The 23,760-nt window shown below is 60.7% G+C and carries 22 protein-coding genes; 9 read left to right on the top strand and 13 right to left on the bottom strand.

Annotated elements, in window-relative coordinates:
- The first annotated feature begins 73 nt into the window (after positions 1 to 73).
- The 6 genes from KI617_RS05540 to KI617_RS05515 all read left to right on the top strand — a co-directional run bounded on the left by KI617_RS05540 (position 74) and on the right by KI617_RS05515 (position 9,881).
- On the top strand, positions 74 to 2,293 hold the full coding sequence (locus tag KI617_RS05540; protein WP_226451025.1) for a GGDEF/EAL domain-containing response regulator: 2,220 nt from the start codon (positions 74 to 76) through the stop codon (positions 2,291 to 2,293).
- On the top strand, positions 2,284 to 3,390 hold the full coding sequence (locus tag KI617_RS05535; RefSeq protein WP_226451024.1) for an ABC transporter substrate-binding protein: 1,107 nt from the start codon (positions 2,284 to 2,286) through the stop codon (positions 3,388 to 3,390). The genes KI617_RS05540 and KI617_RS05535 overlap by 10 nt, the downstream gene beginning before the upstream one ends.
- A 28-nt stretch (positions 3,391 to 3,418) precedes the next feature.
- Entirely contained in the window at positions 3,419 to 4,531 is a 1,113-nt protein-coding gene (locus KI617_RS05530) for an ABC transporter substrate-binding protein (protein WP_226451023.1), read from the top strand.
- Entirely contained in the window at positions 4,528 to 6,822 is a 2,295-nt protein-coding gene (locus KI617_RS05525) for an ATP-binding protein (RefSeq protein WP_226451022.1), read from the top strand. Before KI617_RS05530 ends, KI617_RS05525 begins: the two co-directional genes overlap by 4 nt.
- A 94-nt stretch (positions 6,823 to 6,916) precedes the next feature.
- Positions 6,917 to 9,280: a PAS domain-containing sensor histidine kinase gene (locus KI617_RS05520; protein WP_226451021.1), complete on the top strand. Its 2,364-nt coding sequence runs from the start codon at positions 6,917 to 6,919 to the stop codon at positions 9,278 to 9,280.
- A complete protein-coding gene (locus KI617_RS05515; protein WP_226451020.1) occupies positions 9,273 to 9,881 on the top strand; it encodes a response regulator transcription factor in 609 nt (202 codons plus the stop codon). The genes KI617_RS05520 and KI617_RS05515 overlap by 8 nt, the downstream gene beginning before the upstream one ends.
- A 27-nt stretch (positions 9,882 to 9,908) precedes the next feature.
- Here KI617_RS05515 and KI617_RS05510 read toward each other — a convergent pair whose 3' ends face one another.
- From KI617_RS05510 to KI617_RS05500, 3 genes are all read right to left on the bottom strand, one after another.
- Positions 9,909 to 10,241 carry a hypothetical protein gene (locus KI617_RS05510; RefSeq protein ID WP_226451019.1) on the bottom strand — a complete coding sequence of 111 codons (333 nt, stop codon included), beginning with the start codon at positions 10,239 to 10,241 and terminating at the stop codon, positions 9,909 to 9,911.
- An 80-nt stretch (positions 10,242 to 10,321) separates the two neighbouring features.
- Positions 10,322 to 10,615, bottom strand: coding sequence for a hypothetical protein (locus KI617_RS05505; RefSeq protein ID WP_226451018.1), 294 nt, complete (start codon positions 10,613 to 10,615; stop codon positions 10,322 to 10,324).
- Positions 10,616 to 10,670: 55 nt separating this feature from the next.
- Positions 10,671 to 11,381, bottom strand: coding sequence for a transposase (locus KI617_RS05500; RefSeq protein WP_226451017.1), 711 nt, complete (start codon positions 11,379 to 11,381; stop codon positions 10,671 to 10,673).
- Between the two features lie 43 nt (positions 11,382 to 11,424).
- Here KI617_RS05500 and KI617_RS05495 point away from each other — a divergent pair, with 43 nt between their 5' ends.
- A complete protein-coding gene (locus KI617_RS05495; protein WP_226451016.1) occupies positions 11,425 to 11,955 on the top strand; it encodes a response regulator transcription factor in 531 nt (176 codons plus the stop codon).
- 27 nt (positions 11,956 to 11,982) lie between these two features.
- Here KI617_RS05495 and KI617_RS05490 read toward each other — a convergent pair whose 3' ends face one another.
- Complete coding sequence (locus KI617_RS05490) at positions 11,983 to 12,315, bottom strand: hypothetical protein (protein WP_226451015.1); 333 nt, start codon at positions 12,313 to 12,315, stop codon at positions 11,983 to 11,985.
- A gap of 80 nt (positions 12,316 to 12,395) precedes the next feature.
- Positions 12,396 to 13,430: an ankyrin repeat domain-containing protein gene (locus KI617_RS05485; protein ID WP_226451014.1), complete on the bottom strand. Its 1,035-nt coding sequence runs from the start codon at positions 13,428 to 13,430 to the stop codon at positions 12,396 to 12,398.
- A gap of 37 nt (positions 13,431 to 13,467) precedes the next feature.
- On the opposite strand from KI617_RS05485, the gene KI617_RS05480 reads away from it, so the two are divergent.
- The gene (locus tag KI617_RS05480) at positions 13,468 to 13,989 is read left to right on the top strand and encodes an energy transducer TonB (protein ID WP_226451013.1); all 522 of its coding nucleotides are present in this window, start codon (positions 13,468 to 13,470) and stop codon (positions 13,987 to 13,989) included.
- A gap of 73 nt (positions 13,990 to 14,062) precedes the next feature.
- Positions 14,063 to 15,688, top strand: a complete 1,626-nt coding sequence (locus tag KI617_RS05475; protein WP_226451012.1) for a methyl-accepting chemotaxis protein — start codon at positions 14,063 to 14,065, stop codon at positions 15,686 to 15,688.
- Between the two features lie 28 nt (positions 15,689 to 15,716).
- Here the strand turns inward: KI617_RS05475 and KI617_RS05470 are convergent, their stop codons facing one another.
- From KI617_RS05470 to KI617_RS05435, 8 genes are all read right to left on the bottom strand, one after another.
- Positions 15,717 to 16,916, bottom strand: a complete 1,200-nt coding sequence (locus tag KI617_RS05470) for a CaiB/BaiF CoA transferase family protein (RefSeq protein ID WP_226451011.1) — start codon at positions 16,914 to 16,916, stop codon at positions 15,717 to 15,719.
- Between the two features lies 1 nt (position 16,917).
- Entirely contained in the window at positions 16,918 to 17,727 is an 810-nt protein-coding gene (murI, locus tag KI617_RS05465; protein WP_226451010.1) for a glutamate racemase, read from the bottom strand.
- Between the two features lie 19 nt (positions 17,728 to 17,746).
- Complete coding sequence (locus tag KI617_RS05460; protein ID WP_226451009.1) at positions 17,747 to 18,001, bottom strand: hypothetical protein; 255 nt, start codon at positions 17,999 to 18,001, stop codon at positions 17,747 to 17,749.
- A 100-nt stretch (positions 18,002 to 18,101) separates the two neighbouring features.
- The gene (locus tag KI617_RS05455) at positions 18,102 to 18,596 is read right to left on the bottom strand and encodes an RNA methyltransferase (RefSeq protein ID WP_226451008.1); all 495 of its coding nucleotides are present in this window, start codon (positions 18,594 to 18,596) and stop codon (positions 18,102 to 18,104) included.
- 8 nt (positions 18,597 to 18,604) lie between these two features.
- A complete protein-coding gene (locus KI617_RS05450; protein WP_226451007.1) occupies positions 18,605 to 19,108 on the bottom strand; it encodes a hypothetical protein in 504 nt (167 codons plus the stop codon).
- Between the two features lie 50 nt (positions 19,109 to 19,158).
- The gene (locus KI617_RS05445; protein WP_226451006.1) at positions 19,159 to 19,731 is read right to left on the bottom strand and encodes a hypothetical protein; all 573 of its coding nucleotides are present in this window, start codon (positions 19,729 to 19,731) and stop codon (positions 19,159 to 19,161) included.
- 147 nt (positions 19,732 to 19,878) lie between these two features.
- A complete protein-coding gene (gene icd / locus KI617_RS05440; protein ID WP_226451005.1) occupies positions 19,879 to 21,120 on the bottom strand; it encodes an NADP-dependent isocitrate dehydrogenase in 1,242 nt (413 codons plus the stop codon).
- Positions 21,121 to 21,328: 208 nt separating this feature from the next.
- Positions 21,329 to 23,566: an NADP-dependent isocitrate dehydrogenase gene (locus KI617_RS05435; RefSeq protein ID WP_226451004.1), complete on the bottom strand. Its 2,238-nt coding sequence runs from the start codon at positions 23,564 to 23,566 to the stop codon at positions 21,329 to 21,331.
- Between the last annotated feature and the right edge of the window lie 194 nt (positions 23,567 to 23,760).

Below are 23,760 nucleotides of genomic sequence, written 5' to 3'. Positions count from 1 at the left end.
GCAAATCAAAATATAAAAAAACGCTTATAATCACTAAATCATCAAAATTATTAGCCCTTAATCAGGGAGCGCCATGAGCAACTCTAGCGACGACGAACTGATCTTGATCGAAGACGATCAGCAGACGGAAACCCCGGCTCGTAAAGAAAAGTATTGGCGCATCCTGATCGTCGATGATGACAAGGATGTCCATGAAGCGACCGAGTTTGCTCTGAGCGGCATGGAGATACAGGGGCGTAGTCTGCGCCTGTTCCACGTCTACTCCGGACGGGAAGCCATCGATTTCCTTGATCGTGAAACCGATATCGCGGTCATCCTGCTCGATGTCGTGATGGAAAGCGACGATGCCGGCCTGAAGACCGTCGACGCCATCCGCAATGAACTGATGCTGCTCAACACGCGGATCATCCTGCGGACCGGGCAACCGGGGCAGGCGCCCGAAGCGGAAACGATTACCCGCTACGACATCAACGACTACAAGACCAAGAGCGAACTGACCCAGTCCAGGCTGTTCACGACACTGACCTCGGCCGTGCGCTGCTACGACCAACTGGAACGCCTCGATGCCAGCCGCCGCGGCCTGGAAAAGATCGTTGCGTCGAGCCATCAGTTCATGGCGGAACAAGGACTGCAATCCTTCGCCGAGGGAGTCATCACCCAACTCGCCAGCCTGATCGGTGTTGCCCCGGAAGGGCTGGTCTGCGCCGCCACCGACAAGAACATCGGGCCCGGCGGATACCGTGTCATTGCGGCAGCAGGCAACTACCGGCACCTGATCCAGCACCGACTGTCCGAAATTGACAACCAGCACCTGGCGCGCAGCCTGGGGCATGCCCTGCGCAATCGCCACAGCACGATCACCAAGCAGGATGTCACCCTGTATTTCCGCAAGACACCCGATGAAGGCTTTGCTGCTTTCATCGAAACAGCCGATCCGATCAGCGAAGTCGACCAGAACCTGCTCGAGATTTTCTGCACCAATATTGCCTTGTGCGCCAACAATATCGACCTGGTGGGTGACCTTCGGCGCGACTCACAGATCGATCGCCAGGTCGACCTGCCCAACCGCAATGCCCTGATTGCCGAACTAGACCGCCGACTGGCCACCGCCGCGGCGGACGACGTGCTGGCCCTGATCGATATCGACCAGTTTGCCGCTGCCAATGACCTGCTCGGCCATCAATACGGGGACGCCATGCTCAAGGCGGCGGCCTTGCGCCTGCGGACCCTCTTCCCGGCCAATGTCTTTGTCGCCCGTGTGGCCGGCGACACCTTTGCAGTCACCGGCGCCAGCCTGCTGGTCAAAGCCGACACCATCCAGCGCATTTTCGCCCAGCCATTTGCCATTGAGAGCGTCGACCACCTGGTCACGGTCGGCATCGGTTTGACCCCCGTCGCCAGCAATGGCCGGGGCGCCGACACCCTGGAAAATGCCTACATCGCCTTGCGCCGGGCCAAAGCCGCGGGCAGCAGTCAAACCGTCAGTTTCTCGAAATCCATCGGCGAAGAAACCCGCGGGCGCACGCAATTGCTGCGTGACCTGCGCGAAGCGCTTGAACGAAAGCAGATCCACGCCGTTTATCAACCGCAGATCGATCTCTGCTCCGGCAAGATCATCGGCATCGAGGCGCTGATGCGCTGGCAACACCACGACGGCCAGACGATCCCGCCCGACCGTTTCATCCCGGTCGCCGAACAATCCGGACTGATTGTCCCGCTGGGCCAATGGATCATGCACGAAGCGCTGTTCGCCCTGCAGCGCTTCCGCGCCGCCGGTTTCCCGGATTTGCGCATGGCCGTCAATATTTCAACGGTTCAACTCCGGCAACCCGGCTTTGTCGATTTCATCGATACCGCCCTGCGCGAGACAGGCACCTCGCCGCACAATCTCGAACTGGAAATCACCGAATCGGTCGTTCTCGAAGGCATCGAACCGATGGTCGCCCTGCTCACCGAGTTGCGCAGCCGCGGCATCTGCATCGCCATCGACGATTTCGGCACGGGCTATTCCTCCCTGAACTACCTTGAGCAACTGCCCATCGACCACCTGAAGATCGACCGTTCCTTCGTCGTGTCGCTTGCTTCCAGCGAACGCGGCGCCCGCATCGTCCGCACGATCTCGAAACTGGGCCAGGAACTGAACATGAAGACCGTGGCTGAAGGTGTCGAAGATCAGAATATCGGCGATTTGCTGCAGGAGATCGGCTGCCACTCCGCGCAAGGCTATCACTACGCCCGCCCCATGGACGAGGCGGCATTCCTGGCCTGGCTGAAAGAACATCTGTGTTCCTGACCAGACAATGGACAGCCCCCCTGCTGGCGCTAAGCCTCCTTGTCTCCGGCTGCATGGAGAAGGAACCCATACGCATCGGCTACATCGGTGAACTAACCGGCAACACAAACGACACCGCCGAAGCGGCACGCAACGGCACCTTGCTGGCCGTCGAGGCGTTGAATCAGAAAGGCGGCATCAATGGCCAACGAGTCGAACTGATCGCCCGCGACACCGGCGACACGGAAAACAATGCCCGGCTGGCCGCCAACGAAGTGTTGCAGAGCAAAGTGATTGCCGTCATCGGGCCAACGACCACCCGGATGGTCAATGCCGTGCTGCCCGCCTTCGATGCCGCCCAAGTGCCACTGATTACCCCCACTGCCTCGGCCGTCGAGCTGACCGGCCGGGACGACTATCTGCTCAGGATCAACCAGTCACTGCGCGGCAAGGCACAGATCTATGCCGACGATTGCCTGAAACGCGGCCTCCGCCGGATCAGCAGCGCCATCAACCAGAACAACCTCGGCTATACCGGCAGCTGGTTCCGTGAATTCAAGCTGGCTTTCGAGGGTGGTGGCGGCAAGATCGTTGCCTCGCCGGGTTTCGATTCAAATTCCAGCAGCCTGGCTGAAGAAATCAAGGTGATGCTCGACGCCAGGCCCGATGCCCTGCTCCTGATCGCCAACGCCAGCGATACGGCGCGACTGGCCCAGCAGGCCCGCAAATCCTCGCCAAACATTCCACTGATCGGCATCGAGTGGGCAGCCACCGAGCAACTGATCGAACTGGGCGGCAAGGCCGTCGAGAAAATGACCATCCTCGAGCAGTACGACACCGGGAGCAAATCGACGCGCTACGAAGCTTTCCGCCAGAATTACAGCGTACGTTTCGGGCGCGACCCCGCCTTTGCCAGCATCCTGGCCCACGATGCGGCCACCGCGCTGTTCGAAACCCTGGCCAGGCGGGAGCCTGGCAAGTCGCTCAAGGAAAGCATGCTCGAACTCGGCCCCTTCCAGGGTCTCCAGGAAGATGTCCTGTTCGACGCCTATGGCGATGCCCAGCGCAAGGTCTACCGGGCCATCATCCAGGATGGTCGTTTCGTCCGCACCCCATGAGCCACGCCCAGCAAACACGGACAAGCGCATGAAACCGACAACGACCAATTGCCTCGCCGCCGGCCTGCTCGCCATCGGGCTGCTTGCCGGCTGCGGCCAGGAAGAGCCGATCCGCATCGGCTTCATTGGCGAACTGACCGGCAATTCGGCCGACCTCGGCGAAGCCGGCCGCAACGGCGCCATGCTCGCCATCGAACAAATCAATCAGACCGGTGGCATCAAGGGACAGCGCGCCGAACTGCTGACCCGCGATACCGGCAGCACCCCGGAATCCGCCCGCCAGGCAGACAGCGAACTGCTGAAAACCCGGGTCGTCGCCGTTATCGGGCCGATGACCAGCGGCATGGCCGATGTCCTGGTGCCGCAGCACGAATCGGCCCAGGTACCCCTGCTTTCGCCGACCGCTTCGGCGGCCAAGCTGGCCGGCCGCGACGACCAGCTCTTCCGCATCAACTGGACGACCCGCGACAACGCCCAGCTTTACGCCAAATATTGCCTGGAACGAGGCTTCCGCCGCATCAGTGCCGCCGTCAACCTGAACAATCGGACGTTTGCCGATAGCTGGATGGAGGAGTTCAAACTCGCTTTCGAACGAGGCAGCGGCCAGATCATCGCCAGCGAGCACTTTGACTCCGCCGCCGACAGCCAGTTGCCGGTCGTCGAGAAAATGCTGGAGCAGAAGCCGGATGCCCTGGTTCTCGTCGCCAACGCCGGTGATTCGGCTCGCCTCGCCCAACAGACGCGCAAGCTGGACAAGCATGTACCGCTGGTAGCGGCCGAATGGGCCGCGACCGACCAGCTGATCGAACTGGGCGGCACTTCTGTCGAGGGGCTGGCGATCATTCAGCAATTCAATGCCGATGACCATTCGCCCCGTTTCAGCGATTTCCGGCAGCGCTACATCAAACGCTTCGGTCGCGAGCCGGCTTTCGCCAGCGTCCTCGCCCACGATGCGGCCACCGTCCTGCTCGATTCCCTGGCGCGCCGGCGCAGCGACCAGCCACTGAAGAAAGCGCTGCTTGAACTGGGACCATTCCAGGGCCTGCAGGAAACGATCCGCTTCGATGCCTACGGCGACACCCGGCGCAGCGTGGCCGTCGCGCTGATCCGCAACGGCCATTACGTCCGGCAAACCCAATGATTCGGCCCCGCTGGCACCTCCGCAGTTCGCTCACCCTGCTGCTGGTTCTCGCCTCGGCCATTGCCTTTCTGATTGCCTTCGCGCTGATGCTGGCCTACTACCAGCCCCGCCTGGCCAACCAGATGCGCCACGACCTGAGTGCCAAAAGCCGGGATCTGGCCCACCGCTCTGAAACCGTGCTCTCCATCCTGCAGGGGCAGCTGGAACTGGTCGCCAGCGGCATGGCCAAAGGTGCCTACAAGGATCAACAACGCCAAATGGAAATGCTCGTGCAGCAGGGAGCTTTCTCGGCCGTCTATCGCATCGCCCCGTCCGGCCGTGTTGAGCAGGCGGCCATTGCCGAGAGCGCCCGCAAGCAATCAGGGGAATTGATCGGCAACGATCTGAGCAACGACCGTCTGCGCCGGCTGGTCATGCAACGCTTGCAGACAACCTGGAGCGACAAGTACCTGTCGCCGGTCTCCCAGCGCCTTGCCGTCGCCATCGGCGTATGGACCGGCCATGATGTGATCATCGGGGAGATTCCGCTGAGCTACATTCTCGAAACGGTGAGCGAAACGAGCAATCCATCGGAATGGGCCATCTGGGTGACCGACGGTTTCGGCGACATCCTCGCCGATTCGGAGCGCAACGAGCGGGTGGGCGTCGTCAACCTGGCCAATCTGTCGCTGTTCATCAAGGCGCAGCGCGCACAGCATGTCCAGGATGCCGTGGTTTTCGAGGACAAGCCCTACGAAATGGCGGCCTCGCGCTCCGACCTGATGAACTGGTACTTCATCGTCCGCAGCCCGAGCGGCCTGGATTCTCCGCAATTGCGGACCGCCCTGAATCTCGGCTTGAGTGCCCTGGTCTCCCTGATCTTGCTGAGCCTGGTCTTTGCCCCGCTGTGGGCGACCCTGACCTCCCGCCCGATCAACGCCATCGCCGATCGCGCCCGGCAACTGGCAGAGCGCAAGCCGGGCGGCGAATGGCCGCGCAGTTCGGTCATCGAACTGAACCAGCTTTCGTCCGACCTCGAACAGATGTCGAACGCGATCCACGAACGCGAGCGGGAACTGGAAATCATTTTCGAGTCTTCACCGGTCAGCATGCTGGTGACCGAAAACCATCCCAGCGTTGCCTTCGCCCAGGCGAATGCCGCCACCCTCCGCCTGTTCGGCTATCGCCTCGATGAACTACTCGGCAAGAACGGCTCGCAACTCGGGCTATGGAAGAACCTGGCGGATCGGGAATACATGCTCTCCCAGCTCAAGGAAAAGCAAATTGCCCAATGCGAGGCCTGGATCAAGCGCAAGGACGGCCGCGAGTTTCTCGCTTACATCCAGGCCAAGTCGGTCCAGATGGGCGGCGGCATGCGCACCATCTGGGTAGCCGAAGACGTCACCGAACTGCGCCGCATCGAACACGAAGTTCGCGAGCTGAACGTTGAACTCGAAGCACGGGTGCAAAAGCGCACGGAACAGCTGCGCCAGGCCAACCAGGAACTATCGACCACCGTCGAGCACCTGAAGCTGGCACAGGGCGAACTGGTTCGTTCCGAAAAACTGGCTTCGCTGGGCTCGCTAGTGGCCGGCGTGGCCCACGAACTGAACACCCCGATCGGCAACGGCGTCATGGCGATCAGCACCATGCGCCAGGCATTGAAGACTTTCCGCGAGCGGAGCGCCGACGGCCTCAAGCGATCGGTTCTCGACAGCCTGCTGGAGTCTGTCGATACCGGTTCGGTCATCGCCGAGCGCAACCTGCAACGCGCCGCCGAGCTGGTCACCAGCTTCAAGCAGGTCGCCGTCGATCAGACCAGTTCGCAGCGGCGGCGGTTTGAACTGAACCAGACCGTGCACGAAGTCGCGCTGACCCTGCAACCGACGCTGAAGCACGGTGTCGCCAAATTGCAGATCGATATTCCGCAAGACATCTACCTCGACGGCTACCCCGGGCCGCTCGGCCAGATTCTCGCCAACCTGATCAGCAATGCCGCCTTCCATGCCTTCGAGGGCCGCGAGCAGGGCTTGATCGTTGTCCGGGCCGAGTTGATCGGGGACGAGCGGGTTCGACTGAGCGTGCAAGACGACGGCTGCGGCATCCCGGTCGAATTGCTGCCGCGCATCTTCGATCCATTCGTAACCTCCAAGATGGGGCGTGGCGGTACAGGCCTCGGCCTGCACATTGCCCACAACATTGCCGTGCAGGTACTGGGCGGCAGCATCTCGGTAGACTGCCAGCCAAACGAAGGGTGCTGTTTTGAACTCATCCTGCCGCTGGTTGCCCCAAGCCCCCGGCCCATGGCATAAACCGGCCCCAAAACGGCCTGATTCAGGCTTATTTCCAATGCAGTAAGGGTAAGTACCAATGGTCGAGCGCGCGTCCACAACCAAGAATTGGCTCATGTTGCCGCACCTCCCCAAAGCTGCCCCCCGCCAGGCCTGGTTATGGCTGGCACCGTATGTCGCGATCGGCATTTTTGCGCTCGCCATGCTGGTCCTGACCGGTCTGCTGCAATGGCGGGAACTGGACACCGCCCGCTCGGCGCTGGAAGGCGACATGCACTGGGCCGAACGGACCATTGAAAACCGTCTGCACGCCCATCAGGACTTCCTCGGCGAACTCGGCCGCGAGCAGGAATTCAAGCAACTGACCTACGAATCCTTCCAGGTCAAGGCCGCCCGTTACGTGCGTGACGCACCGGAAATCCAGGCCATCATCTGGATCGATACCGACGGCAAGGTCGAATGGGTCGCTCCCAATGAGTCGACGGCCACCTTCGTCGGCGAACAACTCAGCGGCGTGCGCCTGGCCGCCCTGCAGGAAGCCCTGCGCGTGCGGCGCACCGTCGTCTCGCCGGATTACCGGAATGAAACGCAGCGCCCGGCCCACGACATCATCCTGCCGGTGCAGCGCGGCAGCGCCGATATCGGCGCCTTCATTGCCCTGCAGTCGCTGGAAACCCTGCTCCGGGCGACGCTGCCCACCGTGTTTACCACCCGCTACAGCCTGACGGTGGTCGATGCCGAGAATCGCGAGCTGTTCACCAACTCTTCAGTCAAGCCTACCGAGCGCCAGTTGTCCGGCACCATCAGCCTCGACCTGCCCAACAACCGCCTTGGCCTGAACATCGTGGCCTACCGCCTGGGCGGCGCCTGGCTGCCCTTCGTGCCGGCGGCCCTGATCACCATCCTGACGCTGATCGCGACGATCACCCTGATCCAGTTGCGCCGGCATGCCAAACACCGCGCCGCGACCGAAGAAGAGCTGCGCGCCGCCTACGCCTTCCGCCAGGCCATGTCGCAGTCGCTGATCACCGGCCTGCGCGCCATCGATCTCGATGGGCGCATCACCTTCGTCAATTCGGCCTTCTGCCGGATGACCGGTTTCGACGAAAACGAACTGATCGGGATCAAGCCTCCCTATCCCTACTGGCCGGCCGAGGAATTCGATCGCCTGAAACACAATATCGACACCGCGCTGGCCGGCAAGGCACCGGCCAGCGGCTTCGAGATGCGGATCATGCGCAAGAGCGGCGAGCGCTTCGACGTACGCCTCTATTTCTCGCCGCTGATCGACACCCATGGCCTGCAAATCGGCTGGATGGCCTCGATGAACGACATTACCGAACCGAAGCGCGTCCGCGTTGAACTGGAACGGGCACATGAACGCTTCGTCACGGTAATCGACGGCCTCGACTCGGCGGTGCACGTCGCCGATGTGCAAACCGGGGAAATTCTTTTTGCCAACCGGGCCTTCCAGAACATTTTCGGCTTCGATACCGTTGGCCGCAATTCAGCCCTGGTCACCGCCCCCTGCCATCCCAACCCGGAATGGCTATCCCGTGACCCGCTGCAGATCGGGCCCGAGGAACTGCCTTGCGAACTGTTCGATGGTGAAATCCAGCACACGCTTTCCGGCCACTGGTATCACCTGCATGAGCGGGCCATTCGCTGGGTGGACGGCCGCACCGTGCGCGTCCAGATCGCTGCCGACATCACCGACAAGAAGCACATCGAGGAAGTCAATCTGCAACAGCAAAAGCGCCTCGAACAGACCTCGCGCCTGATCACCATGGGCGAAATGGCCTCCTCACTGGCCCACGAACTGAACCAGCCGCTGTCGGCCATCGCCAATTACTGCGCCGGCTGCGTCAAGCGCATGCAGGCCGGCAACTACCGCCTGGACGACCTGCTGGCCGCCATGCAGAAAGCCTCCAGCCAGGCCGAGCGGGCCGGCAAGATCATTCGCCGCATGCGCGACATGGTGAAGAAGGGTGACCCGAACCGGCAACCGATTGCCCTCGAAGAACTGGTCGATGAAACCCGCGCCTTCGCCGACATCGAGGCACAGCGCACCGGCACGCAGATCATCGTCGACCTGCCGGACAACCTGCCGCGCATTGTCGTCGACCGCATCATGATCGAGCAGGTGCTGCTCAATCTGGTCAAGAATGGCATCGAGGCGATGATCGATGTGCCGTTCGAGCGCCGCCAACTGACCCTGCAGGCCAAAGTCGTCGATGATCGTATGCTGGAAATCGCCGTGACCGATCAGGGACATGGCCTGGACGAGGCAGACATCGAAAAGATTTTCGCCCCCTTCTACACCACCAAGCCGGAAGGCATGGGCATCGGCCTGGCCATCTGCCGGTCCATTATCGAGTTCCACCAGGGGCGGCTGTGGGTCGAACCACGCCGCGAAGGTGGCACTGTCTTCCATTTCACCGTACCAATCGAGGAAACTGTCGAGGTGACCCATGACTAATCCGACGCAAACCATTTATGTCGTCGACGACGACGAGGCCATGCGCGACTCGATGACCTGGCTGCTCGAAGGCGAAGCCTATCGCGTCACCTGCTTCGATTCGGCCGAAAGCTTCCTGAAAGCCTGGCGCAGCGACATGCAAGGCTGCATCGTGCTGGATGTCCGGATGCCGGAAATGAGCGGCCTGGAACTGCAGGAAAAGCTGGACTCACTCGGCTCGCAACTGCCGGTCATCTTCGTTACCGGCCACGGCGACGTGCCGATGGCCGTTTCCGCCCTGCAACGCGGCGCCTGCGACTTCATCGAGAAACCGTTCCACAACGAAGACCTGCTGTCGCGCATCCAGCGCGCGCTAGAACTGGACAATCAGCTGTCAGCCCGCCGCCAGCGCGACGGCGCCATTTCGCATCGCCTGGATCAACTCACCCAGCGCGAGCGCGAGGTCATGCAACTGGTCGTCGCCGGCAAGCTGAACAAACAGATCGCCGACGAGTTGAACATCAGCATGAAAACGGTCGAAGCCCATCGGGCCCGAGTCATGGAAAAAATGGGCGTCCGTACCCTGGCCGAACTGGTCAAGGCAGTCATGACGGTCAATTGAGGCCGGGACTGCGCGGCCGGCACTGCCTCAGAGCGGAATGATGTCGTCGCCGCCGACGCCGATATCGCCCAGGTAGTGCTTCTGCTGGCGCACTTCCTTGCGGCGCAGCAACTTTTCCTGCACCTTGGCCGGCAGGTCGGTGAACATGATCACGTCCCGCTTGATCAGCAGTTCGATCAGATCCTCGATGGCTCGCACGAAATCGCGGTCAAGCTGATCCAGCTCGCTTTGCCGCCAGCGGTCGTGCAGGAATTGCAGCACCTCCGGATGATCGGCCGGCAGCGCCTCCTGATTGTCGCCAACGGACATCGAATGCAGCTCGCTGATCCGCCCGTTGCCATCCCTCGTCACGTAAAGCATGCCGGCTCCTCTTTCTGTTATTCCGGGCAGTCTGCATCAGCCCGTCAGGCTTGGCAATTGGACCTCTGTCCAGTCGCTGCTCAGTAGTTTTTCACCTGCCCCTTGGGCGGCATCTTGGGAGTGCCGAAGTAAGTAGCTGGCGGGGCCTTGTAACCGGTCGCCTTGCCCTTGTCGTCGTAAATGATCTTGGCCGACTGCTCCTGCGGCTTGTTGCGGCTGGCGGTAATTTCCATGGTCACAGCACGGGCCGGCGTCTGCCGATCAAGCTCGGAACGAACGATACGCATGCGCTCAACGGAAATCCGCTTGTCGATTGACGCCGTATCCATGCCGCGCTTGACGAGGGTCTCGCGAATATTGAGCAGGTTTTCCAAATCTTTCGAAGTCCGCAGCGAACGTAGCAGTATAAATAGGGGACAGACCACGGTTTTATCCACCCATCGACTCCGGATCAGCCACCTTGCGCGGTCGCCCTGACTTTCCCGGCGTCACCCGCCGCCCTAGCGCCGCAGCGATCTGCTCCGTAAACAGATCGCTGCCCAAGGCGTAATTGCCATTGGTCGCCCGCCGAATCTCATCCACCAAGCCCGGTTCCAATTCGTAACGAAACAGTTCCCGATAAGCCGCCTGCCGACTCGCCGCGTCCGGGCCAAGTGCGCCATACACTTCATGGGGCTGGATCAGCGCATCGCTCTCCCCCTGCGCATTCGCCCGGTAACTCGACCAGCGATACTCCGCCGGATGTTCCACCATCCCGGCGCGTACTGGGTTCAACTCGATATAGCGCTGACAAGCCAGCAAATAATCTTCCGCCTGCGTCGGGCAAGAGCGATAACGCCCCTCCCAGAGCGTGCCGCTACGCCGGTAAGTGCGATTCACGTATTGCACATAACGCTGTCCCAAGCCCTTCATCATTTCGCCCGGCGCTTCGCCGCGTGCCGATGACACCAACAGATGCACATGGTTGGTCATCAACACGTAAGCATGAATACGGCAACCGGTCTTGCCGGCATACTCGGCCAGCCAGTCGAGATAGAAACGGTAATCCTCGTCAGCAATAAAGCAGGCTTGGCGGTTGTTGCCACGCTGAATCAGATGCAGCGGCGTGTTTGGCAGTGAGAGGCGGGGGCGACGGGGCATGGGGTGAGCGGGAGAGTTGGTCGGTTAATGGGCATTATAAACCGTGGTCTGTCCCCTATTATTGTGCTTCGATTCGGCCGAAAGCTTCCTGAAAGCCTGGCGCAGCGACATGCAAGGCTGCATCGTGCTGGATGTCCGGATGCCGGAAATGAGCGGCCTGGAACTGCAGGAAAAGCTGGACTCGCTCGGCTCACAACTGCCGGTCATCTTCGTTACCGGCCACGGCGACGTGCCGATGGCCGTTTCCGCCCTGCAACGCGGCGCCTGCGACTTCATCGAGAAACCGTTCCATAACGAAGACCTGCTGTCGCGCATCCAGCGCGCGCTGGAACTGGACAACCAGTTGTCAGCCCGCCGCCAGCGCGACGGCGCCATTTCGCATCGCCTGGATCAACTCACCCAGCGCGAGCGCGAGGTCATGCAACTGGTCGTCGCCGGCAAGCTGAACAAGCAGATCGCCGACGAGTTGAACATCAGCATGAAAACGGTCGAAGCCCATCGGGCCCGAGTCATGGAAAAAATGGGCGTCCGTACCCTGGCCGAACTGGTCAAGGCAGTCATGACGGTCAATTGAGGCCGGGACTGCGCGGCCGGCACTGCCTCAGAGCGGAATGATGTCGTCGCCGCCGACGCCGATATCGCCCAGATAGTGCGTTTGCTGGCGCACTTCCTTGCGGCGCAGCAACTTTTCCTGCACCTTGGCCGGCAGGTCCGTGAACATGATCACCTCCCGCTTGATCAGCAGTTCGATCAGATCCTCGATGGCTCGCACGAAATCGCGGTCGAGCTGATCGAGTTCGCTTTGCCGCCAGCGGTCGTGCAGGAATTGCAGCACCTCCGGATGATCGGCCGGCAGCGCCTCCTGGTTGTCGCCAACGGACATCGAATGCAGCTCGCTGATCCGCCCGTTGCCATCCCTAGTCACGTAAAGCATGCCGGCTCCTCTTTCTGTCGTTCCGGGCAGTCTGCATCAGCCCGTCAGGCTTGGCAATTGGACCTCTGTCCAGTCGCTGCTCAGTAGTTTTTCACCTGCCCCTTGGGCGGCATCTTGGGAGTGCCGAAGTAAGTGGCTGGCGGTGCCTTGTAGCCGGTCGCCTTGCCCTTGTCGTCGTAGATGATCTTGGCCGACTGCTCCTGCGGCTTGTTGCGGCTGGCGGTAATTTCCATGGTCACCGCCCGGGCCGGCGTCTGCCGATCAAGCTCGGAACGAACGATACGCATGCGCTCAACGGAAATCCGCTTGTCGATTGCAGCGGTGTCCATGCCCCGCTTGACCAGAGTCTCGCGAATATTGAGCAGGTTCTCCAGGTCTTTCGAAGTCCGCAGCGAACGCGTCGGTTCGCCCCATTTTTCCTTGGGCTGGCTGACGGCGATGTTGAACTCTTCGGGATTGCTGACCATGCGGGCAAGCTCAAGCCGGTTCTGGCGCATTGCCCATTCCAGCGCGCCATCGCCCCACTCGTTCTTCGGCGTGCGATCGGCCCCCTTCTCGATCAGCTTGCGGGCCAGTTGCTGATGCCCTTCGTAGACAGCCATCATCAGCACGCTGGAACCGTTGGTGCTCTGGGCGTCGATGTCCGCACCCTGCTCGATCAGGTAGTCGGCGACTTCGGCATGCCCGGCAAATACAGCGTAATGCAGTGCCGACCACTGGCGCTTCGGAGCATTGATCCGTGCTCCCCGTTCCAGCAGCCATTTGACGGCTTCCAGATTGCCGCGCCACGCGGCCAGGGCGATAGCCGATTCGCCATTGGCGTTCAGTTTGTTGATATCAGCACCCCGCGAAATGAACAGGCGCATCAGGTCGATCTTGCCTTCCCAGGCGCCAATCATCAGCCCGGAACCGACCCGGCTGCCCATGAAATCCGGCGACATCCCGGCATCGAGCCAGGCTTCGGCCTGCCGCAAGTCACCCAGTTCCATGCTGTTGGTAAATGCGATCGGGTCCGGCGACACCCCGGCATCGGCCGAAAAAACCGGGCTTGCCGCCGACAGCAGCAGCCCCATCCCGATTATCATGGCGACCAGTCGTTTTGCAGTTAGTCTCATTGCGTTTCCATTGCCTCAGGCCAGCCACCATTTTCTCATGACCCGGATCGATCACCGGCTTTTTGCAGCGCTGGCGCTGTCGCTCTCTTTGCATCTATTGCCATTTTTGCCAGATGCAGTCAAATCCCCGTCCAAGCCCGAGACTGCCCGGCCGCTGCAGGCTGAACTGCGCAGTCCACCGCCGGTTGATCAGCCACCACCGCTGCTGAAGCTGCCTGAGCCACCCAGGCCAGTCGACAGCCTAAAGCCACGCCCAGCCAAGCCAAACCAGGCCAACACCCCGAAATCCTTTAACCAGGCTGTTCGCGAACACCTGAAAAAACTGGATGCGGCCGGCCAGTTTTATCCGGCCGAAGCCATTGCCCGTGGTCTGGAAGGCGATGTCCAGGTCTTGCTGGTCCTTGACGAATCAGGCAAGGTGGTCGCAGCCCGTGTCGAGCAAAGCTGCGGCCATGCATTTCTCGATGAGGCCGCACTCAAGGCCGTCCGCTCCCTGAGCAGCATTCCTGCCGACAGCCCCCGCGACACCTTGTTGTGGTTGCGCTTCCGTCTCAAATAATTAATTGCTGTTTTGTTAATTTTAGCGTTACCATAATCGCATATCTATAACCAAAGCAATACAGGGGAAAATCATGGGATTCTCTGGAAGCCGTGTCTCGACACGCATCTATCTGCTCATCGGACTGACCTTGCTGGGTCTGCTGATACTCTGTTTCACCTCCCTCTATCAGCTCAAGGACACCATGATGGAGGATCGCAAGATCAAGCTGCGCAACCTCGTCGAGGTCGCCGCCGGCGTGATCGACCAGCAGCACAAGCTGGTCGGTGCAGGCAAGCTGAGCGAAGAAGAGGCCAAGAAATCTGCCCGCGACATCCTCCGTGGCCTTCGCTTCGAGAAGGATGACTACTACTTCGGCATCGACACCAAGGGGGTTTATTTCCTGCACGGTGCAAATCCCAGCATGGAAGGGCAAGAGAAGCTCGACCTCAAGGATACCAACGGCAAACTGATCATCAGGGAACTGATCAGCGCCGCCCAGGCGAGCGGTGGCTTTGTCGATTACTGGTTTCCCCGGGCCGGGCAACAAAAGGCTGAACCGAAACTTTCCTATGCCGCACTTTTCTCGCCCTGGGGCTGGGTGATCGGCACCGGCATCTACATCGATGATGTTGAGCGCGAATATAAGGAGGGTGCCATGCTGCTCGGCGGCATCGCAGCACTCCTGCTCGTGCTCCTCAGCCTGATCGGCTGGCAGATCAGCGTCAGCATCCTGCGCCAACTGGGCGGCGAACCGCAGGCAGCTACCGAGATCATGCAGCGGGTTGCCGGTGGCGACCTGACTGCACGCCTCGAAAATGCCCCCAGCGGCAGCCTGCTCCATGCGCTTGGCGGCATGGTCGGTTCGCTGCGGCAAATGGTCAGCGCCATCAACGCAGATGCCAACAAGCTGGTGGCCAATGCCGACCACATCGCCCGGGCTTCCGACGAGGTCGCCAAGGCAGCCGAACATCAGGCCGACTCGACCTCGGCCATGGCGGCCGCCATCGAAGAGCTGACGGTCAGCTCCAACCACATTTCCGACAGTGCCGACGAAACAGCTCGCGAAACCTCGGAGGCGGCTGAACTGGCCGGACGCGGTAGCGAACGGGTCAATCAGGCGAGTATGGCAATCCAGAAAATTGCCGATACGGTCACCGATGCGTCTGGGCGTATCCACGCCCTGGAAGAGCGAGCCAATCAGGTTTCGACCATAGCCAGCGTGATCAAGGATATTGCCGGCCAAACCAACCTTCTGGCGCTCAACGCTGCCATTGAGGCTGCCCGCGCCGGAGAACAGGGCCGAGGCTTCGCCGTCGTGGCCGATGAAGTGCGCAAGCTGGCCGAACGGACCTCGTCGGCGACACTGGAAATCGAGCAGATGATCAGCGGTATCCAGCACGATACAGTGGGCGCGGTTGAAGCCATGAACGCTGCCCTGCCCGAAGTTCAGGAAGGGGTTGCCCTTGCCTCGTCAGCTTCGCAGTCCCTGCAAGCCATCGAGGATGGGGCTCGCCGAACCCTGGATCGCGTTGCCGAAGTGGCCGATGCCACCAAGGAGCAAAGCACGGCCAGCACCTCCATTGCCCAGCGGGTCGAACAGATTGCCAACATGGTCGAGGAAACCACGGCGACCATTCGCGGCACAGCCGAGTCGGCACATGAACTCGAAGACATTGCCGGCAACCTGAAGCAACTGATCAGTCAGTTCAAGACCTGAACCCAAGCGTAGCCGGCGAGGCAAATAATCAGACCGCGCCGGCTGCTCTCAATTCGGCAATCCGTTCAGGCCGATAACCCAAACCGGTCAGCACCTGGTCGGTATGGGCGCCCAGTTCCACCCCCAGCCATTCCGTAGAACCCGGCGTTTCCGACAATTTCGGTACGATACCGGGAATGCGGAATGCCTTGCCATCCGGCAACTGTGCCGACTCGAACATCTGGCGGGCGATGAATTGCGGGTCGGCAAACATGTCGATTGCCGAATAAACGCGTGACGATGGCACTTCCGCCGCGGCCAGCATGGCCAGCACGTCGGCCTCATCGAGCCCGGCGCACCAATGGTCGATCAGCGCATAGATTTCGTCGCGCCGTGCATCGCGGCCGGCGTTGTCGGCCAGCGTCGGATCGTCGGCCATGTCCGGCCGACCGATGGCCAGCATGAAGCGTTTGAAGATTGCATCGCCGTTGGCGCCGATGGTGACGTGCTTGCCGTCCTTGGTCGTGTGCGTGCTTGATGGCGTGATGCCCGGCATGATGTTGCCGGTCCGTTCGCGGACGAAACCGAAGACGTCGAATTCCGGCACCAGCGACTCCATCATCGCGAAAACCGCCTCGTAGAGCGCAACATCGACGACCTGCCCGGCCCCGCCATTGACTTCCTTGTGACGCAGTGCCATCAGCGCACCGATGGCGCCCCACAAGGCGGCAATCGAATCGCCGATGGAAATGCCGGTGCGTACCGGCGGCCGGTCAGAAAAGCCGGTGATGTAGCGCAGGCCACCCATCGACTCGCCAACCGCGCCGAAGCCCGGCTGATCCTTGTACGGGCCGGTCTGGCCGAAGCCGGAGAGGCGCACCATGACCAGCCCGGGGTTGTCCGCCTTGAGCGCCTCCCAACCCAGCCCGAGTTTTTCCAGCACGCCGGGCCGAAAATTCTCGACCAGGATATCCGCCTCGGCAATCAGCTTGCGGACAAACTCCCGGCCCTCCGGGTGCTTCAGGTTGGCCGTCACCGATTTCTTGTTGCGGGCCTGGACGTACCACCACAGCGATGTGCCTTCATACAGCTTGCGCCACTTGCGCAACGGGTCGCCGCCATCGGGCGATTCCACCTTGATCACCTCGGCCCCGAATTCGGCCATGATGCGGGTGCAGAACGGCCCGGCGATCAGCGTGCCGAGTTCGACCACCTTGAGTCCGGCCAAAGGCTTTTGTGCTTCGCTCATCTCAGGGCTCCCAGTGTTCAACGTGAAGGTTTGTCCCCCACAGCCGCTCAACCGTGGCGCTCACCGAGGCGGGGGCGCCGCTGGTCGCTACCGTCAGCCGACCATGTCCGCCGCCAAGCAGATTGCTCGCCGCCAGCAATCGTTCCAGTTGGCGGGCTACCGGTTCGCCGGTATCGAGCAGGCGCGTCCCGGCCGGCATGCGCCGGGCAATCGCCTCGGCCACCCAGGGATAATGCGTGCAGCCGAGCACAACAACATCAGCCGCCGCAGCAGCCAGCGGTGCGACAAAAGTATCGAGCAAGACGGCAACCTGCGGGCTATCCGGCCCCTGTGCCTCGATGGCCTCGGCCAGCCCGGGGCAAGCCTGGGCGATCACCTGCAAATGATGGGCATGATTGCCGACCAGCCGTTGAAAGCGCTCGCTCTCCAAAGTCCGCGTCGTCGCCAACACGCCGATGACGCCGCTGTGGGTCAGCACCACTGCCGGCTTGACCCCGGGTTCCAGCGCCACCACAGGTAAATCAATGGCTGCCCGAATCGCCTCCGCCGCGGCCGCTGTTGCCGTGTTGCAGGCAATCACCAAGGCCTTGACACCGCGCCTGGCCAGCGCTTTGGCAATCAATACCCCGCGCTCGCGCAGAAACACTTCCGGCCGATCGCCGTAGGGCAAAAACCGGGTGTCAGCGAAATAGAAATAATCTTCCTGCGGCAGTCGATCGCGCAGGGCGCGCAACACCGTCAGGCCACCGAGGCCGGAGTCAAAAACAGCGATGGGTTGTTTGTTCAGAAGGCTTCCCCGAGCCGCAGGCATCGTTGCCGGGCGCTCGCGCTCAATCCCTGGCCGGCGCCTGGAATACGCCGCGCAACTGGTACAGATACCCGCCCGTCGCTATCAGGCCGACGACAACGCCGAGCACGTATTTCAAGGTCGAAGCCACGATGGATTCCGGCACGAACAAAATCCACCAGGCAGCAACCAGCACACCCAACAGGAAGCTGCGCACCAGCACCCATTTGCGCACTTCCTTTTGCCGCTTCAACAACTCGTCGGCGCTCAAAGCGGCGGGTTCCAAGTCTGCACTCATCGTAAAACACCAGAAAATGGGGGAATGGCGCAAATTCTAACGCAAAACAGAAACCGCCTTGTGAGGGCGCTATGGGTACGCCACAGTGCAGGTCGCAGCGTCACTTCGCCATCGACCAACTCGCCTTCAGCATCCGGTCATAAAGCACCACATTGACCGTTGCCGCCAGGTTCATGCAGCCGTGGGTCGGGATGTAAACGATGTCCTTGCACCATGAGGTCACGTTCTTTTTCAGGCTGCCGTCTTCCGGGCCAAAGATGTAGAAGGCACGCTCGGGGTGCTGGTATTCGGTCAGCGGCTTGGCGTCCGGGTGCACTTCGATGGCGACCGGCACACAACCGAAAGGGATGACTTGCTGCAAGTCCTCCACGCCGATCAGCGGCAATTGCAGATGGACCTGCTTGGTGTCGGTGCGGAACTCCGCGGCGCGCTCGTAGCGTTTGCCGGTGTAGAAAACCGTGTTGACGCCGTAGCAGCCGGCGGCACGCATGATGGAGCCGACGTTTTCCGGGCCTTTCGGGTTGTAGAGGCCGATGCACGCGTAGCCGGTATAGTCCTTGACGGCCTGTTTTCTGGTGATGGTTTCGATGCTCATTGATGGCCTTACTCGGGCTGGCGGAATTCGTCGTCTATCCAGGCGTTGGCGCTGGCCGAGCTGAGCTTGAAATTCGGCCCGACCCGGACTGTGGCCAGTTGTTCGCCATCGGCATCTTCGGCACTCAATGTGGCGTAGGGGTCATCCTCGTCAGGGCCAATGTCGAGGCTGATCAAAACCGGCCCGTTTTCCCGGTCGACCGTCAGTTTCTTGTGGAGCATCGCATGTAGTTGATGCTCATGGCGGCGCAGGACTTCCGAGGCGGTCTTGATCAGGGTCTGGAAGGCCGACACATCGAGCGGCTTGGGGCTTTTCTTGTCGCGGCCCATGGTCCACGGGCCGACCAGCGCCGGCTCGGACTCACCATCCTTGATCATTTCGACAGCCCAGCCTTCGTCGTCTTCGTTCTTGATGACGCGGGCAGTCCAGCCATTGCTGCGCCACAGGCGCGGTTCGTTGATGACGTCGGCCTCTTCAGTCTCGACGGGATCGTTGATTACATTTTCTGTCATCCCCGGATTGTACTTCCCGCCGACGTTCAGACGCCTGCTGTAGCGCCTGATTAAGGCGCTGCGGCTGCCTTGGCGGCTTCGATTTCAAGGTGACACGGCGACAGCAGCAGATGGGCCAGATGCTCTGGATCGTTCGAGCCCAGGTGCTCGGCGAAAGCGACAAAGCGAGCATCCTTGGCTTCGGCCAGCGCCGTGATCAACAGCCGAGCCGCTTCGCGCGGATTGGTCACGCCGGGGACATAGCCGGGCCAGTCCTTGTAGTGCGTCAGCAGTTCGGCCTTGTGGTCCTGATAGAGCGCAGAATTTTGCACGAACTCGAGTTCGGCCTGTTTGGCAGCAATTTCGGCGTCGATCTCGGCGTCGGTATTCTGGTAATGAGCTTTCTCCGCTTCGGTCCAATGCGGTTTTTCGCCATGCTTTTCGCGCAGGGTGGCGAAGGTGCTGTCCAGGGCAATCTGTGAATGCGTCGAGGCATCACGGAAAACATGGACCATGTCCTTGCCATGCCCCTCCTTGCCGACATAGCGCATGCCGGCGGTGACGCGCCGGGGATTGAAGCGGAACTGGCGGGCACAAGCCGCGCGGAGGAGTTCGAAGAGTTCTTCAATTTTGGCAGGGCTCACAAGACTATCCTTTCGTTCGCGCCTGACGGCGGCGATTGCATGGCCAATTGGCTGGCAACAGCATACGCCTCCGCCTGGCCTGTTGGGGCTCCAAAAGACAGAAGCCCCCAAGCGGGGGCTTCATTCAGGCGAAATCTCCCGGCGAGACTACATGCGGGCGATCATGGCATCGCCAAAATCGGAGCAACTCAATTCGTTGGCGCCTTCCATCAGGCGGGCGAAGTCATAGGTCACCTGTTTGTCGCCAATGGCCGCTTCCATGGCCTTGACCACCAGATTGGCAGCTTCGATCCAGCCGAGATGGCGCAGCATCATTTCGGCCGAGAGGATCAGCGAGCCCGGATTCACCTTGTCCAGACCGGCGTACTTCGGTGCGGTCCCGTGGGTGGCTTCGAAGCAGGCGTACTGGTCGGAGATGTTGGCCCCCGGCGCGATGCCGATGCCGCCGACCTGGGCCGCCAGTGCGTCGGAGATATAGTCGCCGTTCAGGTTGGTGGTGGCGATCACGTCGTATTCGGCCGGACGCAACAGGATCTGCTGCAGGAAGGCGTCGGCAATGGAATCCTTGATGATGATCTCGCGCCCGGTCTTGGGATTCTTGACCTTGCACCACGGGCCGCCGTCGATCAATTCAGCCCCGAACTCGTCCTGGGCCAGCTTGTAGCAGGTGTCACGGAACAGGCCTTCCGTGAATTTCATGATGTTGCCCTTGTGCACGATGGTCACCGACTTGCGATCATTTTCGATGGCGTACTTGATCGCAGCGCGAACCAGGCGCGACGTGCCTTCGACGGAAATCGGCTTGATACCGATGCCTGAGGATTCCGGGAAACGGATCTTCTTGACGCCCATTTCTTCCTGCAGGAACTTGACGACTTTCTTGACGCCCTCGGAGCCGCAAGCCCACTCGATACCGGCATAGATGTCTTCAGTGTTCTCACGGAAGATGACCATGTTGACCAATTCCGGATGCTTCAAGGGCGATGGCACACCCTTGAAATACTGCACCGGCCGGACGCACTGGTAGAGATCCAGTTCCTGGCGCAGGGCCACGTTCAGGGAACGGATGCCGCCGCCGACCGGCGTCGTCATCGGCCCCTTGATGGAGACGGAGTATTCCTTCAGCGCATCGAAGGTTTCCTTGGGCAGCCATTCGTCCGGACCATACAGACGGGTGGATTTTTCGCCGGCATAAACCTCCATCCAGTGGATCTTCTTCTTGCCGCCATAAGCCTTGTCGACCGCCGCATCGATGACCTTGATCATCACCGGCGTGATGTCGATGCCGATACCGTCACCTTCAATGAACGGAATGATCGGGTTATCCGGAATCGCCTGCCCCGGAACGATTTTCGAGCCACCTTGCGGAACCTTGATGTGAGAAGTCATATTCACTCCATGCGTTGTTATCGGACGACTTCGAGAGTCGAATTTCCCCGCGACGGGGCACCGGACAGATTGTCTCCTGAGGCCGGCATTGCTTTCGATTATGCGGCAAAAGCAGCGCCGATGTCAGCCACCTCTCTTTTGTCTAGTACCAAAGAAAACAGCCCGGGGAACCAGAGGGTTCGCCGGGCTGTTCGGAGACGTTTGCGACTTAGGCGCGGGCGGCCTTCAGTGCGGCATTCAACGTCGGGCTCGGACGCATGACGGCCTTGCACTTCTCGGCATCGGCCTTGTAGTAGCCACCGATATCGACCGGACGACCTTGCACCGATTTCAGTTCGGCGATGATCTGTGCCTCGTTGTCGGTCAGGGTCTTGGCCAGCTTGGCAAAGTGGGTCGCCAGTTCCTTGTCCTCGGTCTGCGCTGCCAGTTCCTGCGCCCAGTACATGGCGAGGTAGAACTGCGAACCGCGGTTGTCGAGTTCACCGGTCTTCGGCGATGGCGACTTGTTGTTGTCGAGCAGTTTGCCGGTGGCGGCATCCAGGGTCTTGGCCAGCAGAATGGCGCGCTTGTTGCCATCCTTGATGCCCTGCTCTTCCAGGGAGACGGCCAGGGCCAGGAACTCGCCGAGCGAATCCCAGCGCAGGTGGTTTTCCTGGGTCAGCTGCTGGACGTGCTTCGGGGCCGAACCGCCGGCACCGGTTTCGTACATGCCGCCGCCATTCATCAGCGGGACGATGGACAGCATCTTGGCCGAGGTGCCCAGTTCCATGATCGGGAACAGGTCGGTCAGGTAGTCGCGCAGGATGTTGCCGGTCACCGAGATGGTGTCGAGGCCGCGGGCGACGCGTTCCAGCGTGAAGCGCATGGCGCGAACCTGCGACATGATGTGGATTTCCAGGCCGCTGGTGTCGTGATCCTTCAGGTAGGTTTCGACCTTCTTGATCAGTTCCTTTTCGTGCGGGCGGTACGGGTCCAGCCAGAAGACGGCCGGCGTGTTGGAATTGCGGGCACGGGTGACAGCCAGCTTGACCCAGTCGCGGATCGGCGCGTCCTTGACCTGGCAGGCACGCCAGATGTCGCCGGCTTCAACGTTTTGCGTCAGCAGGACTTCGCCGGTGGCGTTATCGACGATATTGGCGATGCCGTCTTCAGTGATTTCGAAGGTCTTGTCGTGCGAGCCGTATTCCTCGGCCTGCTGGGCCATCAGACCAACGTTCGGCACGGTGCCCATGGTCTTCGGATCGAAGTTGCCATGCCATTTGACGAAATTGATCATCTCCTGATAGATGCGGGCAAAGGTCGATTCCGGCATGACGCACTTGCTGTCGTACTGCTTGCCGTCAGCGCCCCACATCTTGCCGCCTTGGCGGATCATGGCCGGCATGGAAGCGTCGACGATGATGTCGTTCGGCGAGTGGAAATTGGTGATGCCCTTGGCCGAGTCGACCATGGCCAGGCGCGGACGGTGTTCCTGACAGGCGTGCAGGTCACGGATGATTTCGTCGCGCTTCGATTCTGGCAACTGCTTGATCTTCTCGTACAGATCGACCATGCCGTTATTGACATTGATGCCCAGTTCATCGAAGGTCTTGCCGTGCTTCTCGAAGGCGTCCTTGTAGTAGATCTTGACGCAGTGGCCGAAAACGATCGGGTGCGAGACCTTCATCATCGTCGCCTTGACGTGCAGCGAGAACAGGATGCCTGATTCGCGGCAGTCTTCGAGCTGGGCTTCGTAGAAGTCGCACAGCGCCTTCTTGCTCATGAACATCGAATCGATGATCTCGCCTGCGAGCAGCGACAGCTTCGGCTTCAGCACGGTGGTCTTGCCGCCCTTGGCGATCAGTTCCATGCGGACTTCGCGTGCCTTGTCCAGGGTCAGCGACTTTTCGCCATGGTAGAAGTCACCGTGTTCCATGTGGGAAACGTGGGTCTGCGACCACTGCTTCCATTCGCCCATCGAGTGCGGGCGCTTTTTGGCGTAATTCTTGACGGCGCCCGGCGCGCGGCGGTCGGAGTTGCCTTCGCGCAGCACCGGATTGACGGCCGAACCAATACACTTGCCGAAACGGGCCTTGAGCGCCTTGGCTTCTTCGGTATCGGCAGTTTCCGGGTAATCGGGAATGGCGTAGCCCTTTTCCTGCAGTTCCTTGACACAGGCCTTGAGCTGCGCAACAGAAGCAGAAATGTTCGGCAGCTTGATGATGTTGGTTTCCGGCAGCAGGCACTTCTTGCCCAGTTCGCCCAGCGTATTGGGGACCTTCTGCTCGTCTTTCAGGAAATCGGAGAATTCAGAGAGAACACGGGCGGACACGGAGATGTCGGCCTTTTCGATCTCGATACCGGCCGGACCGGTGAAGGTGCGGATGATCGGCAAAAATGCACAAGTCGCCAGCAGCGGCGCCTCATCGGTCAGCGTGTAAATGATTTTCGACTTTCCACCAGCCATGAATATCCCCTTGCGTTGGATTGAATTTTTGGAGCCGAGGGTAAAGCTCGGCCCTTTGTGAACCGGTTTGCTGAAGCAAAACAGCAAGAGTATCAACCCCCGTTTCATCTCAGTCAACGAAATGCCTTTTCACATTGCGATTTCGCTGCAAATTCAGTCACATCGGCGCTTTACGCTGGTGCTAATATTTGGCG

Origin of the sequence: Ferribacterium limneticum (assembly GCF_020510625.1) — a bacterium.
Classification (GTDB): Bacteria; Pseudomonadota; Gammaproteobacteria; order Burkholderiales; family Rhodocyclaceae; genus Azonexus; species Azonexus limneticus_A.
Note: the sequence above shows the minus strand (reverse complement) of the source record. Positions and strands in the feature narration are given on the sequence as shown.

Coding starts and splice junctions, on each gene's coding strand:
- KI617_RS05540 (WP_226451025.1), top strand. CDS start 74: ATGAGCAACTCTAGCGACGACGAACTGATCTTGATCGAAGACGATCAG.
- KI617_RS05530 (WP_226451023.1), top strand. CDS start 3,419: ATGAAACCGACAACGACCAATTGCCTCGCCGCCGGCCTGCTCGCCATC.
- KI617_RS05525 (WP_226451022.1), top strand. CDS start 4,528: ATGATTCGGCCCCGCTGGCACCTCCGCAGTTCGCTCACCCTGCTGCTG.
- KI617_RS05520 (WP_226451021.1), top strand. CDS start 6,917: ATGTTGCCGCACCTCCCCAAAGCTGCCCCCCGCCAGGCCTGGTTATGG.
- KI617_RS05515 (WP_226451020.1), top strand. CDS start 9,273: ATGACTAATCCGACGCAAACCATTTATGTCGTCGACGACGACGAGGCC.
- KI617_RS05510 (WP_226451019.1), bottom strand. CDS start 10,241: ATGCTTTACGTGACGAGGGATGGCAACGGGCGGATCAGCGAGCTGCAT.
- KI617_RS05500 (WP_226451017.1), bottom strand. CDS start 11,381: ATGCCCCGTCGCCCCCGCCTCTCACTGCCAAACACGCCGCTGCATCTG.
- KI617_RS05490 (WP_226451015.1), bottom strand. CDS start 12,315: ATGCTTTACGTGACTAGGGATGGCAACGGGCGGATCAGCGAGCTGCAT.
- KI617_RS05485 (WP_226451014.1), bottom strand. CDS start 13,430: ATGAGACTAACTGCAAAACGACTGGTCGCCATGATAATCGGGATGGGG.
- KI617_RS05480 (WP_226451013.1), top strand. CDS start 13,468: ATGACCCGGATCGATCACCGGCTTTTTGCAGCGCTGGCGCTGTCGCTC.
- KI617_RS05475 (WP_226451012.1), top strand. CDS start 14,063: ATGGGATTCTCTGGAAGCCGTGTCTCGACACGCATCTATCTGCTCATC.
- KI617_RS05470 (WP_226451011.1), bottom strand. CDS start 16,916: ATGAGCGAAGCACAAAAGCCTTTGGCCGGACTCAAGGTGGTCGAACTC.
- murI (WP_226451010.1), bottom strand. CDS start 17,727: ATGCCTGCGGCTCGGGGAAGCCTTCTGAACAAACAACCCATCGCTGTT.
- KI617_RS05460 (WP_226451009.1), bottom strand. CDS start 18,001: ATGAGTGCAGACTTGGAACCCGCCGCTTTGAGCGCCGACGAGTTGTTG.
- KI617_RS05455 (WP_226451008.1), bottom strand. CDS start 18,596: ATGAGCATCGAAACCATCACCAGAAAACAGGCCGTCAAGGACTATACC.
- KI617_RS05450 (WP_226451007.1), bottom strand. CDS start 19,108: ATGACAGAAAATGTAATCAACGATCCCGTCGAGACTGAAGAGGCCGAC.
- icd (WP_226451005.1), bottom strand. CDS start 21,120: ATGACTTCTCACATCAAGGTTCCGCAAGGTGGCTCGAAAATCGTTCCG.
- KI617_RS05435 (WP_226451004.1), bottom strand. CDS start 23,566: ATGGCTGGTGGAAAGTCGAAAATCATTTACACGCTGACCGATGAGGCG.